Source organism: Peribacillus frigoritolerans, assembly GCF_004358755.1.
Classification (GTDB): domain Bacteria; phylum Bacillota; class Bacilli; order Bacillales; family Bacillaceae; genus Bacillus_P.
In genome coordinates, this window is record NZ_SMZY01000001.1 from 327,913 (window position 1) to 340,457 (window position 12,545).

The following is a 12,545-nucleotide window of genomic DNA, read 5'->3' on the forward strand; positions in this document are numbered from 1 at the left end:
ATAATAATAGCAGCAATATAATAGGAAAGGGATGAAAAACCTGGAACATCTACCTTCAATGAATCAATTAAATCACCTTCATGGGGATGCAATGACCCTGTTAATGAGAACTCCATCCATATTGTTTTTACAATGGAATATAGGAAGTAAAACGGAAATGGCGCTCTCAATCATTTGCAGCGAGCAGTATCCGTCACTAAAAAAAACAATAAGGTTTTATCAAAAGAAGAAAAACTTTCTTTACTATAAAGATTTTAAGATCTCAGATCAACATACTTACCTTTTAATAGAAGGTATAGGATCAGATGCCGGATATTATGCAGAATTGATTCTTCATACATCTGAAAATAGTACACTGACTGTTCTGAAGTCAAATGTATTAGAAGTAACCTATACAAATGACAGTCTGATTAATTGGAAAGTCTATAAAGATGAACCTGATTCTTGGGAAAAGCAATTCTCAGCATATACGGTATACGACAAATAGAAGGGGTATGAGCACATGGTGAAAAACAGCATGATCATTCTTCATGCCCACCTGCCTTTCATCACTGACTATACAAATACAGAATATGAACAGCTGTGGCTTTTTGAAGCTTTGTCAGAATCCTATATTCCAATGCTTTGGAGTTTGAAGGCTGTGGAAAACCCGTCCATAACGATTTCTTTTTCTCCTACTCTTATGGAAATGCTTACAGATAAGATGATCCAGGCAAACTATCGCCGTCACTTGGGCAAAATGGTGTCATTAATCAAATCAGAATTAAGCAGGGGGGTGGATGATGAGCAATCAGTCCTTAAATTTTATCTGTCTCGTTATGAGAAAATTATCGAAACCTTTGAAGAATTTGAGGGCAATATTTTACAAGGTTATATTGAGTTATTCAATAGAAGAAAAATTGAGGTTATCACTACATGTGCAACACATGCAATTCTCCCTTTTCATTGCACTGAAGAAGGAATGAACATGCAAGTAGAAACGGGAATGAGAGTGTTTGAACATCATTTCGGTACAGCTCCGAAAGGGTTCTGGCTGCCAGAGATGGCAATCAGCGCTCAAACCGTTCAAATTCTGGCTCAACAGGGAATTGAATACACGTTTGCCGATTCACCTGAAATAACATACCCGGCAGCAAATGATCAGGGCCTGACCATTTTTAAACGAAATAAAGAAATCGCTGGCGCTGTATGGGATAAGCATAATGGATACCCGGCACACCATGTTTACCGGGAATATTATCGGGATGTCGGATTTATTAGAGATTGGGATGAAATTAAAGAGTTTGCTTTTCTTGGCAAAACAAGAATCAATACTGGACTGAAGCTTTGGAGGATTACTGGTCAGACCGAACAGAAAAAGATATATATGGAAGAAATGGCATTTGAACAAGCTAAAAGGGATGCACATGATTTTTTGCAGAGGCTGGGCTCTGCATGTGAACTGGCTGTGATTCCATTTGATTTTGAGCTGTTCGGTCATTGGTGGTTTGAAGGGCCTGCCTTTCTATGTGAGCTGTTAAAACATGAAAACCAATTTATTCTGCCGTCTGATTGGCTTAAGAACATGGGCAAAGTCAGCGAGCGTGTGGACTTAGCTTTTTCTACATGGGGGAGAAACGGATACGGCGACATGTGGCTTAATGAAAAAACAGCGGAATATTTTCAGCACTTTCATTTAATCGAGAAACAGCTATTTGGCACCACTGTCAATTCCCGGGAAATGAATCCGGAAAAAAAATGGAGTCTTATTAAAGAATGGATGCTTGCCGCAAGCAGTGACTGGACATTCATGATCGGAAATGGGACTTCTGCTGATTATGGACATAAGCGGATTAGAAAGCATCTAAAGAATTATTATAAACTGAGTGAAATAACGGATGAAACACTTGATACCTATAATAAGGAACCGGATTTATTTGCCTTTCTTCCATTGAACAGTACGGTATCTGAGATAAAAGATCCTGCTGCCCGGCCTAAAATACTGATGGTGTCTACAGAATTTCCCCCTAATGTTGTCGGGGGGCTAGGAAGACATGTAGATGAGCTTTCTAATGCACTTGCCGGGCAAAATTACGAGGTTGTTCTTCTTACGATAGCTTCAGATGAAAAACCTTTGTATGAAAACCCAATTCCAAATCTGCATGTTTACCGGATACAGTCTCTTCAGCAAAAACATAAGTCGCTTACTGAATGGACATTGAATCACAATAGTGCATTTGTTCAATTTTTATTAAAAAATGAACACATAGAATATGATATCGTGCATGTTCATGATTGGCTTACTGCAGGGGCAGGAAGAGCCATACAGAATCTTTTAAAAGTGCCGCTCATTGCAACCATTCATGCGACAGAACAGGGAAGGGTTAAAGAAATCTCGACCCCGCTTCAAAAGTATATACATAGGGAAGAGAACTTGCTTGTACAAGCAGCAGATCGGGTGATTGTATGCAGTGACTATATGCTGAAGGAGGTCACCGAACAATTTCACATACCAACTGAAAAACTAACTGTGATCCCTAATGGAATAAATCTTTTAAAAACTAATATGTATGATAAAAATTCCCAAAAGCGCAAAGTGATAACTTTGACAGGGCAGCCTTATCTTTTCTCGATGGGAAGAATGGTCGCAGAAAAAGGGTTTGATGTCCTTTTGTCTGCCTTACCGGGTATTTTGAAGCGTTTTCCTAAAATCCGCATGGTTATAGCAGGAGATGGGCCGCATCGCAACGAATATGAAAAAAAAGCGAAAAAATTGAACGTTCATAAAAATGTAACATTCCTTGGTTTTATAGATGAAGACCTTATACATATACTCCTTACGCACTGTGAGATGAATATTATTCCTAGCTATTATGAACCATTTGGGATTGTTGCACTGGAGAGCATGGCAGCAAAAAAACTGACAATTGCTTCAAATACCGGCGGTTTAAGAGAAATTATCAAGCACAATGAAAATGGACTCCTGTTTGAGCGGGGAAATTCAAAAGCTTTGGCATCAGCTATCCTAGAGGCACTCCAACATAAAGAGCGGGCAGACCGTCTGGCTCAAAAGGGATATGAAGAAGTTTTGAGCCGTTTCGCCTATGAACATATTGTTAAAAAAGTTATTAAAGAGTACGAAGTGCTTTATCCTAAAAGATAAGGAGCTGAAAAATGTGAAAGCAGTGATCCTCGCAGGCGGAGAAGGCTGCAGGCTTAGACCTCTTACAAATCATTGTCCAAAACCAATGGTCCCAATATTAAACAAGCCTGTTATGGAATATAGCATTGAGTTATTAAAAAGACACGGCATTAAGGATATAATAATGACTGTGCATTATTTGTCATCTTCTATTCGTGCCTATTTTGGCGACGGTTCAAAATGGGGAGTCACGATCACTTACAGTGAAGACGGGATGCCTCTTGGTACAGCAGGAAGTGTAAAGCTGGCAGAGCAATTGCTTACCGAGTCATTTCTTGTCATCAGCGGAGATATTCTTACTGACTTTGATTTGAGGGCAGGCATACAGCATCATGAGGACCAGCTTGCAGCAGCGACTATCTTTACAAAACCGCTGGACTTGCCGATCGAGTACGGAGTGCTTTTGTCTTCAGATAAAAAGATGAAAAAAATGTTTGAGAAGCCTAACTGGAGCGACCTTACCCAGCATTCAATCAACACTGGCATCTATATTCTGGATCCAAAAATTTTCAGTTATTTAGAAGACTTTACTCATTATGATTTCAGTAAAGATGTGTTTCCTGCTATCTTAAAACATAATGAGAAAATCAGTATTTTTGAAGCTGAAGGATATTGGTCTGATATTGGGACGCTTGCAACATATCGCGAAGCTCAATTTGATATGCTCCATCATAAAGTCAACCTTCCTTCTAAGGGTAAAGAGATAGCTAAGGGGATCTGGATGGAGGATGGGGTGACCATTCATGACGATGTGACGTTAAAAGGCCCGATTTATATCAGCAAGAATACAATTATTCATGAAGGGGCAACAGTAGGGCCAGAAACCGTTCTCTCTGAGTCAGCCATTATCCATGAAAAATCAGAAATTACCCATTCTATTCTCTGGGAAAACAGCTATGTTGGAAAATCGTGCAGTCTTGGCGGGATGATTGGACACTGTCAGATTCAGGATCATTCAGCGCTTGCTGATATCAGCGAAGAGACGGTTAATGCCTGGAGAGAGTATACAAAAAGAGATTCTTAACACTTTTCTTTTTAGACATTGAAGAAAAAAATAAAATAATGTGGAATTTCTTTTTTAAAAATGCTATTATAGTTAAGTCTGATTTAGTATAAGTTTTTTAGTTTGGAGGGAAATCAACATGCGCGTTAATCTTACACTAGCTTGCACAGAGTGCGGCGAACGTAATTACATTTCTAAAAAGAACAAACGTAATAACCCGGATCGCATGGAGCTTAAAAAATATTGCTCTAGAGAGAAAAAGGTTACTTTACACCGCGAAACAAAGTAAGCAGCAGGAATTTATTTCCTTGCTGTTTTTTTTATACCTATTAATTATAAGGGAGCGCTTTGGAATGCTGAAGACAAATCTTAGAAATGATGTGAAACACAGACTTAATTCTTTAGAAAACGATACATACGAGAAGAATTGTGAACGTATAAATAAAAGACTTTTTGCTCAGCCGTACTGGCTGAAGAGCGAAACAATTGCCATCACCATTTCAAACGGCAGAGAAGTAGATACTGCGATGATTATAAAGGAGGCCTTAAGGCTGAACAAAAGAGTGGCCATACCTAAATGTTATCCCGATCAAAAAAAGATGGAATTTCGCACCTTTCAGACAGCGGATCAGCTAGAGACCGTTTATTTTGGGCTGAAAGAGCCTGTTGTTTCAAAAACAGCCTTTGTTCCGGCTGATGAGATTGACCTTCTTATCGTCCCGGGTATATGCTTTGATAGAAAAGGCTACAGAATAGGGTATGGAGGCGGTTATTACGACAGATATATGACTCAGTACAGGGGTTTTTCTGTTTCACTCGCATTTGAGGCACAGTTGGTCTCTGCTGTTCCTGCTGAAGCCCACGATCTGCCTGTTAACCAAATTTTGACGGAAAACGAGGTGATTATTGTCAGTGGCTGATCACTTATTTGCCATTCTTTTTATTCTTTTTATTTCTGTCGCTGGACTTAAGCTGAAGTCTTTAACCATAAGCGGAGCTATCGCTGCGGGTTTCATTGGAATATCCATTTATACAGGTTTTGGCTATTCAGGATTAGTGGTGCTGGGGATATTCTTTGGAAGTTCTAGTTTCTGGAGCAAATTTAAGCGTGATCGCAAAATGAGTACATCCGAACTGCTGGTGAAAGGAGATCAGAGAGACGCAGCTCAAGTGCTGGCAAATGGAGGTGTTTCTGCATTAATCAGCATTGTTCATGCGTTTCTGCCTTTTGAGGGCAGTTTCGCCGTATACAGCGCGTCTGTCGCTGCTGCAAATGCTGACACGTGGGCATCTGAAATTGGAACACTCAGCAAAAAAATGCCAAGAATGATTTTCACTTTGAAAAAGGTAAAGAAAGGAACGTCCGGAGCAGTAAGTTCTCTCGGCACTGGTGCAGCATTTGCAGGCGCTTGCTTAATCGGAATTACTGCTTATGCCGTTTTTCCATTGCATGAAATGGATATCCTTCTAATTGTTCTTTTCGGATTCACTGGCAATCTCATTGATACGGTGCTCGGCGCTTCTGTTCAAGTGTATTATCAATGTCCAGTCTGCGGAATAAATACAGAACGATACGAGCATTGTCAGGAACGCAGCACAAAGATCAGAGGCTTTTTAAATAATGATGCTGTTAATTTTATAGCCATTTTTACTGCTTCACTTTTAGCATTACTTGTATACTGAAAGAAAATAAGGATAAAAAATGGGTTAGCGGCAAAAAGTATCACTAGGAGGGATGAAGATGCGAAAATTGAATTCAGTACTTCTTATGGTCCTTGGTATTCTTGCGTTTTACCAATATCGTTACCGTCTGATGAATGTCGTGCTCAGTCAGCCGAATATAAGGCACTTTTTCATTCAGCTTTCCATGAGAATTCCTTTTATCAGGGAAAAATTTATGTTCCGTGCGTTTCATTAATGCTCACCTGTTGGCCAACAGGTGTTTTTTTATTATTAAATATTTTATGTCATGCATAAAAAATAGCCCAATTATAGAAAGAAAGTACTATTCTTTAACAAGATTACGATAAGTTGATATAATATTTATAAAAAAGTTCGGAGAGAAGAATATGGGAATAAGCGGGGATAATCTTTTGTGGAAGTTAACCCATGAAGCTGTGACGAGACACGATTATCAGATAATCCGTTTATCAGAAGATGAACAGGAAGTATTGCTTGGTCCATACAAAAATAAGGAGTTTCAAATTGTACGTTTCATTAGAATGGATCTTGATTGGGGAAGAGAACTTCAGCAGGATATTGAAAGGACTGCGGGACACATTGACCGGATACGCAAACAATCATGGAGGCATCCGATCCAATTATTAAACGTTTATATTTCATCATATCCGCCAGTGGATGAGTGGGAGTTTCGTATTGAAAAACCGCACCAGGAAGGACAAACGACTATAAAATCAATTGTTGTTCATAAAGACAATGAATCAGAAATGGTTTTTTACCTTGAACAGTTGCTTGGAGTGAGCCTGGCTTCAGATAAATCACCTGATCCAACTGACATTGCAAGGCTCAGAAGCGAGGCAATTACATACTCAAATCGCAGAGTAAAGGAAGAAAGACAGATTTTTAATTTTGGAAAACCAATCTTTACCTATTTATTTACTGGTCTGCAAATTTTAATGTTTATGCTTTTGGAAGCTGCAGGAGGGAGTCAAAACACTCAAGTATTAATTCAGTTTGGCGCTAAATACAATCCCTCGATTATAAACGGTGAATGGTGGCGTTTTTTTACTCCGATTATTCTCCATATTGGGATGCTGCATCTACTGATGAATACGCTGGCCTTGATTTATATTGGCAGTGCGGTTGAGAGAATGTACGGATCTGCAAAATTTTTATTTATTTATTTGTTTGCTGGCGCAGCAGGAACGCTTGCAAGTTTTGCTTTAAGTCCCTCGATTTCAGCAGGAGCTTCAGGAGCTATTTTTGGCTGTTTCGGTGCCTTGCTTTATTTAGGAATAATCAAACCAAACTTGTTTTTCAGAACAATCGGCTCAAATTTAATATTTATTATTGTCCTTAATCTTCTATTTGGCTTCGCTGTCCCCAATATTGATAATGCAGGGCATATTGGAGGCTTGCTGGGAGGGTTTTTGGCTGCACTGACCGTTCCGCTCCCTAAACAAAACAAATGGGGACTGAGACTGCTTGGAGCTTTTCTGTCCATTCTATTAATAGCCGGTGCATATATTTACGGAATTCACTTTGCTTGGATTATTTGAGGACAGGAGACTGTTCTTTTTTTATTTCCTGTATTTGGATCTAGATAAAAGCCTGCGGACGATTTCAGAAGATATCTGTCCTTATTAATGATAATTCTCTTGACGCATTACGACATTCCTTTATACTTTAATGTAGTTAGATTAAGCTTCATATGAGTAGGTGGAAATGTGAAAACAATTTATGATGTTCAGCAGCTTTTAAAAAAGTATGGAACCATCATTTACATTGGCGATCGCTCAGCTGATTTAGAACTGATGGAGATGGAAGTCAGACAGCTGTTTGAATCGAATCTTATCGAAGTTCAGGATTACCAGATGGCAGTACTGCTTTTAAGGCAGGAGCGCCAGCGGGTGAAAGACAAAAAGTAAGGCAAACCGTTCAGGAAATTGTGCAAACGGTTTCTTAAAAAATACAAAAAAGGATGACGTTGAAAATGACAGATAAATGGCTAGTAGGAATTGACTTAGGCGGAACAACAATTAAAATGGCGTTTATCAGCCATTATGGCGAAATGATCGAAAAATGGGAAATACCTACAGATAAAAGCGGAAAAACGATAACTACAGATATAGCAAAGGCAATCGATGCGAAGCTTGCCGAACTTGGACAAACAAAGTCCAAGCTTGCAGGAATCGGCATGGGAGCACCGGGTCCTGTGAATTTAGAAACAGGTCTTGTTTACGAAACAGTAAACTTAGGCTGGAAGAACTACCCGCTGAAGCACCATCTTGAAATTGAAACAGGCTTAAAAGCCGTGATAGACAATGATGCAAACATTGCAGCTATCGGAGAGATGTGGAAAGGTGCCGGAGACGGTGCCAAAGATGTAATCTGTGTTACTCTCGGCACTGGAGTAGGCGGAGGCATCATTTCTAATGGAACAGTTGTTCACGGCGTAAACGGAGCAGGAGGAGAGATTGGCCACATTACTTCTGTAGTAAAGGGAGGCGCACCTTGCAATTGCGGCAAAGAAGGATGTCTTGAAACAATTGCTTCTGCAACGGGTATTGTGAGGCTTGCTGTTGAAAAACTGCATCAGGACTCAGCACCAAGCTCGCTGAGAAATTTATACGAAGAGAACGGCAGCATTTCTTCAAGAGATGTGTTTGAAGCATCTGAACAAGGAGATCAGCTTGCATCAGAAGTTGTTGAATATATTACAATGCAATTGGGTCTTGCTATCGCGAACTTATCAAATGGTTTAAATCCAGAAAAGATCGTTATAGGCGGCGGGGTTTCAAAAGCAGGTGAACACTTAAGAAAAAATACAGAAAAGTATTTCAAGCGCTTTGCATTTCCGCGCGTGGCAGAAGGTGCTTCCATATCAATTGCCACTTTAGGAAATGACGCAGGGGTAATCGGCGGTGCCTGGCTTGTAAAAACAAAGCTGTCGACAGTTTAAGGCACATATAAAAAAATAAAAAAAATGATAATAAAAAGGAGCCCTATCTCTCATAGATAAGGCTCCTTCTTGTTGTCATTCAATATTCTGAAAAGTTTTACTTTGATATTTTTGAAACTTTTTTATGTTTTATACGTCTAACTATAGGGTAAAACGAATAAGCTGAACATTATTATTCTATCATCCTAGTGTAAGGGAAATATTAAAAACGATTGATTTTTTGTTAAAGAAGTATTAAGATATGGTTTAGCTGTGATATTTCAGCCTAATTTATGGAAAAAATATTGATTTATGATAAATAAAAAAAATTATATGTTACGCAGGTTCTAACGTATGAGGAGGTTATGAAATGCGTATAAAATCATTTTCGAAAATTTCATTTTTACTGATTGCGACATTGTTCATGTGGATAAAAACATACATTGTCTACAAAACTAGTTTCGACATTAAAATTGAAAACTTCACCCAGGAATTTATCCTGTTCATTAACCCATTAAGCTTTCTTCTGTTCATATTTGGATTTGGGCTGTTTATGAAAGAGAAAAATCGCAACAGGTATATATTGGGGGCAAGCATCGTTGTAACTGCTGTCCTTATTGCCAACATTGTATTCTACCGGTTCTTTAATGATTTCTTAACGATTCCTGTTTTATTCCAGACAAGCAATATGGGTGATCTGGGAAGCAGTATATCATCTTTATTTGAACCTTTTGATTTATTGCTTCTTGTTGATATCGTCATCCTTTTCTGGCTGATGAAACGTCCAAGCTTTCAAACTGGATCATCTGTCACCAGAAAGGAAAAAACAGCTTTTTACCTATTGGTAGCAGGAATCTTTTTCTTTAACCTGGGATTAGCTGAAACAGAGCGCCCTCAGCTTTTAACACGCTCTTTTGACCGTGAAATGCTTGTAAAAAACATCAGTGTTTATAACTTTCATGTTTATGATGGAGTCCTTCAGTCAAAAACATCTGCACAGCGTGCGCTTGCAGACAGCAATAGTTTGACTGAGATTGAAAACTATGTAAAAGCAAATAAGAAAGAGCCAAATGATGAAATGTTCGGCATTGCAGAAGGACGGAATGTCATTATGGTTTCATTAGAGTCGACACAGAGCTTTGTCATTAACGAAAAAATTAATGGAAAAGAAATTACACCATTCCTGAATGACTTCATTGGTGAAAGCTACAATTTTGATAATTTCTATCATCAAACCGGCCAGGGGAAAACCTCTGACTCAGAGTTTATTGTTGATAACTCGCTTTACCCTCTTGGACGCGGTGCAGTATTTTTCACAAACAGCAACAATAAATATGCAGCCACTCCGGAATTATTGAAAGATAAAGGCTACTACTCAGCTGTTTTCCATGCGAACAATAAAAGTTTCTGGAATCGTGACATCATGTATCAGGCTTTAGGATACGACAGATTCTTTGATGTAAATGATTACGAAGTAAACGAGGAAAATTCAGTAGGCTGGGGACTGAAAGACAAGGAATTCTTTGAACAGTCAGTTGATCATATGAAAGAATTGCCTCAGCCTTTTTACAGCAAGCATATTACGCTCACAAATCACTTCCCATTCGAACTGAATGAAGAAGATAAAATGGTGGATGAGTTTAATTCCAACAGTAAAACATTGAATAATTATTTCCCGACAGTCCGTTACCAGGATGAAGCTTTGAAAAATTTCATTCAAAAGCTTAAAGATGAAGGGTTATATGATAACTCAATTATTGTCCTGTATGGAGATCACTATGGTATTTCAGAAAATCATAATGCAGCAATGGGTCAATTCTTAGGCAAGGAAGTCACGCCATTTGATGAAATTCAGCTGCAAAGGGTCCCATTTGTCGTTCATATTCCAGGTGTAACGGATAAAAAACCTGAAACGATTTCAGATGTTTCCGGTCAAATTGACATTCGTCCTACACTTATGCATTTATTGGGCATCGAGACGAAAGAAGAAATTGAATTCGGCAAAGATTTATTCTCGAAAGACAAATTGCCGTTTACTGTTCTTCGTGATGGAAGCTTCATTACAGACAAATTCGTCTATACAAGCGGAACATGCTACGATAAATCAACCGGCGAGCCTGCTGAAGATAAAAATGCATGTGAGCCGTTTATGGAAAAAGCGAAGCAGGAATTAAATTACTCAGATAAAATCATCTATGGAGATCTTTTGCGCTTCTATGATGAAATGAAAAACGGAAAAGAAAAAAAAGAACCTGAGAATGAATCCAGTAAGTAAGTAATCTAAAGCTTTGGCCTTGTGGCCAAAGCTTTTTTAAGTGACAAGAAAGTACAAAATTTTCCGCTTCGATGGCGAGCGGAATCGCTCAGGCTCCTCGTCCAGTACGGAGTATTCGGAAACAGCGCCTTTTCTGCCGGATCCTTATCTGTCATGCCTGCGCTAAACGGGCGGCGCTCTCGCTTTTCTTACGTCAGTCTTTGTGACTGTTTTAAAGCGTTTAACAAGAATAGGGAAGTTGAATCATATGCTAATAATAACCAAAAGCCAGGGAGGAATCAGGATGAAAGTCAGAGCAGAAAAAAACACAACCTTAAAGGAGCTCGCGAGTATTTTAAACGTTCATGAGCAGCTGCTATTTGATTCAAATCCTCATTTGAAAACAACGTTTATAAAGTCCGGTGAAACATTCCATATCCCTTTTACTGGAAAATTTAAATGTCACATTTCGTCCACTTCCAAAGAGACACCAGTAAGGAATATAATAGACTTTTATGAGGGGCATGATTCTTTACCTCAATCATCAGAGTTTATCCAAATAAAACGGGCATATGATTACAATGTTCTTCTTGAAGATCTGGCAAAAGTAACGGAAGCCTTTCCTTTTATAGAGAAACGAACCATTGGATACAGCGTACTAGGCCTTCCTATATATGAACTTTTGATTGGAACCGGCACAAAGAAGGTTCACATGAATGGATCGTTTCATGCAAATGAATGGATTACAACATCTGTTTTAATGTGCTGGCTTCATGAGTATTTGGAAGCAGTTGTAGATGGAGGCGCATTTGAAGGGCACGCTGCGATGGAACTATATCAAAATACGTCTTTATCTTTTGTTCCGATGGTTAACCCGGATGGGGTGCAGCTGGTAATCAATGGACTGCCTGCTGAGCATTCTCATTATCAATCCGTTCTGTTTATGAATAACAACAGTTTAGATTTTGAGCAATGGAAAGCAAACATTAATGGAGTAGATCTGAATAATCAGTATCCTGCTTACTGGGAGATAGAAAAGGAAAGAAAAATTCCTAAATTTCCTGCATCGAGAGATTATCCTGGAGATGCGCCCCTTACAGAACCGGAATCTATTGCAATGGCTAAGCTTGCAGATGCCCGTAACTTTGATCTCATAGTGGCTGTACATACCCAGGGTGAGGAGATTTACTGGGGATACATGAACTGTGAACCGGAAGAAGCATTGGCCATTGTGACCGAATACAGCCGTCTCAGCGGATATAAAGCTATAAAGAATATAGACAGTCATGCAGGTTTTCGGGATTGGTTTATTTATGAAAAGAAAAAATGCGGTTTTACCATAGAACTTGGCATTGGTGTCAACCCTCTTCCGCTAAATCAATTTGATGAAATTTATGAAAAAAGCAGAGGGATTTTCTGGGCTTCTTTATATTCTTTAAAATGATGAAACAATTAGGCTGACTTAAACGTAATACTAGATGTGACA

The 12,545-nt window shown here is 38.9% G+C and carries 12 protein-coding genes; all 12 read left to right on the forward strand.

Translation table 11 applies throughout. The features are described from left to right. Positions 1 to 91 precede the first annotated feature (91 nt). The 12 genes from E2R53_RS01580 to E2R53_RS01630 all read left to right on the forward strand — a co-directional run bounded on the left by E2R53_RS01580 (position 92) and on the right by E2R53_RS01630 (position 12,503). A complete protein-coding gene (locus E2R53_RS01580; protein ID WP_165970851.1) occupies positions 92 to 487 on the forward strand; it encodes a hypothetical protein in 396 nt (131 codons plus the stop codon). Positions 488 to 502: 15 nt separating this feature from the next. Next, positions 503 to 3,142, forward strand: coding sequence for a 1,4-alpha-glucan branching protein domain-containing protein (locus E2R53_RS01585; protein WP_133310099.1), 2,640 nt, complete (start codon positions 503 to 505; stop codon positions 3,140 to 3,142). Positions 3,143 to 3,155: 13 nt separating this feature from the next. Beyond that, positions 3,156 to 4,205 (forward strand): sugar phosphate nucleotidyltransferase, encoded by a 1,050-nt coding sequence (locus tag E2R53_RS01590; protein ID WP_165970852.1) that lies wholly within the window; start codon positions 3,156 to 3,158, stop codon positions 4,203 to 4,205. Between the two features lie 118 nt (positions 4,206 to 4,323). Next, entirely contained in the window at positions 4,324 to 4,473 is a 150-nt protein-coding gene (rpmG, locus tag E2R53_RS01595; protein WP_070875478.1) for a 50S ribosomal protein L33, read from the forward strand. A 64-nt stretch (positions 4,474 to 4,537) separates the two neighbouring features. After that, positions 4,538 to 5,104, forward strand: coding sequence for a 5-formyltetrahydrofolate cyclo-ligase (locus E2R53_RS01600; protein WP_133310101.1), 567 nt, complete (start codon positions 4,538 to 4,540; stop codon positions 5,102 to 5,104). Continuing rightward, positions 5,097 to 5,867: a DUF92 domain-containing protein gene (locus E2R53_RS01605; RefSeq protein ID WP_133310102.1), complete on the forward strand. Its 771-nt coding sequence runs from the start codon at positions 5,097 to 5,099 to the stop codon at positions 5,865 to 5,867. The genes E2R53_RS01600 and E2R53_RS01605 overlap by 8 nt, the downstream gene beginning before the upstream one ends. A gap of 58 nt (positions 5,868 to 5,925) precedes the next feature. Beyond that, the gene (locus E2R53_RS23015) at positions 5,926 to 6,102 is read left to right on the forward strand and encodes a hypothetical protein (protein ID WP_165970853.1); all 177 of its coding nucleotides are present in this window, start codon (positions 5,926 to 5,928) and stop codon (positions 6,100 to 6,102) included. A gap of 151 nt (positions 6,103 to 6,253) precedes the next feature. Further along, on the forward strand, positions 6,254 to 7,423 hold the full coding sequence (locus E2R53_RS01610) for a rhomboid family intramembrane serine protease (RefSeq protein WP_133310103.1): 1,170 nt from the start codon (positions 6,254 to 6,256) through the stop codon (positions 7,421 to 7,423). A 168-nt stretch (positions 7,424 to 7,591) separates the two neighbouring features. Beyond that, positions 7,592 to 7,792 carry a YqgQ family protein gene (locus tag E2R53_RS01615; protein ID WP_133310104.1) on the forward strand — a complete coding sequence of 67 codons (201 nt, stop codon included), beginning with the start codon at positions 7,592 to 7,594 and terminating at the stop codon, positions 7,790 to 7,792. 65 nt (positions 7,793 to 7,857) lie between these two features. Then, entirely contained in the window at positions 7,858 to 8,826 is a 969-nt protein-coding gene (locus tag E2R53_RS01620) for an ROK family glucokinase (protein ID WP_133310105.1), read from the forward strand. A gap of 349 nt (positions 8,827 to 9,175) precedes the next feature. After that, positions 9,176 to 11,080 (forward strand): LTA synthase family protein, encoded by a 1,905-nt coding sequence (locus E2R53_RS01625; RefSeq protein WP_133310106.1) that lies wholly within the window; start codon positions 9,176 to 9,178, stop codon positions 11,078 to 11,080. A 283-nt stretch (positions 11,081 to 11,363) separates the two neighbouring features. Continuing rightward, positions 11,364 to 12,503, forward strand: a complete 1,140-nt coding sequence (locus E2R53_RS01630) for a M14 family metallopeptidase (RefSeq protein ID WP_133310107.1) — start codon at positions 11,364 to 11,366, stop codon at positions 12,501 to 12,503. Positions 12,504 to 12,545: the final 42 nt, after the last annotated feature.

What these genes read in the sequence shown, in the direction of transcription:
- rpmG (WP_070875478.1), top strand. Translation starts at nt 4,324, where the DNA reads ATGCGCGTTAATCTTACACTAGCTTGCACAGAGTGCGGCGAACGTAAT.
- E2R53_RS01630 (WP_133310107.1), top strand. Translation starts at nt 11,364, where the DNA reads ATGAAAGTCAGAGCAGAAAAAAACACAACCTTAAAGGAGCTCGCGAGT.
- E2R53_RS01610 (WP_133310103.1), top strand. Translation starts at nt 6,254, where the DNA reads ATGGGAATAAGCGGGGATAATCTTTTGTGGAAGTTAACCCATGAAGCT.
- E2R53_RS01625 (WP_133310106.1), top strand. Translation starts at nt 9,176, where the DNA reads ATGCGTATAAAATCATTTTCGAAAATTTCATTTTTACTGATTGCGACA.
- E2R53_RS23015 (WP_165970853.1), top strand. Translation starts at nt 5,926, where the DNA reads ATGCGAAAATTGAATTCAGTACTTCTTATGGTCCTTGGTATTCTTGCG.
- E2R53_RS01620 (WP_133310105.1), top strand. Translation starts at nt 7,858, where the DNA reads ATGACAGATAAATGGCTAGTAGGAATTGACTTAGGCGGAACAACAATT.
- E2R53_RS01585 (WP_133310099.1), top strand. Translation starts at nt 503, where the DNA reads ATGGTGAAAAACAGCATGATCATTCTTCATGCCCACCTGCCTTTCATC.
- E2R53_RS01600 (WP_133310101.1), top strand. Translation starts at nt 4,538, where the DNA reads ATGCTGAAGACAAATCTTAGAAATGATGTGAAACACAGACTTAATTCT.
- E2R53_RS01580 (WP_165970851.1), top strand. Translation starts at nt 92, where the DNA reads ATGACCCTGTTAATGAGAACTCCATCCATATTGTTTTTACAATGGAAT.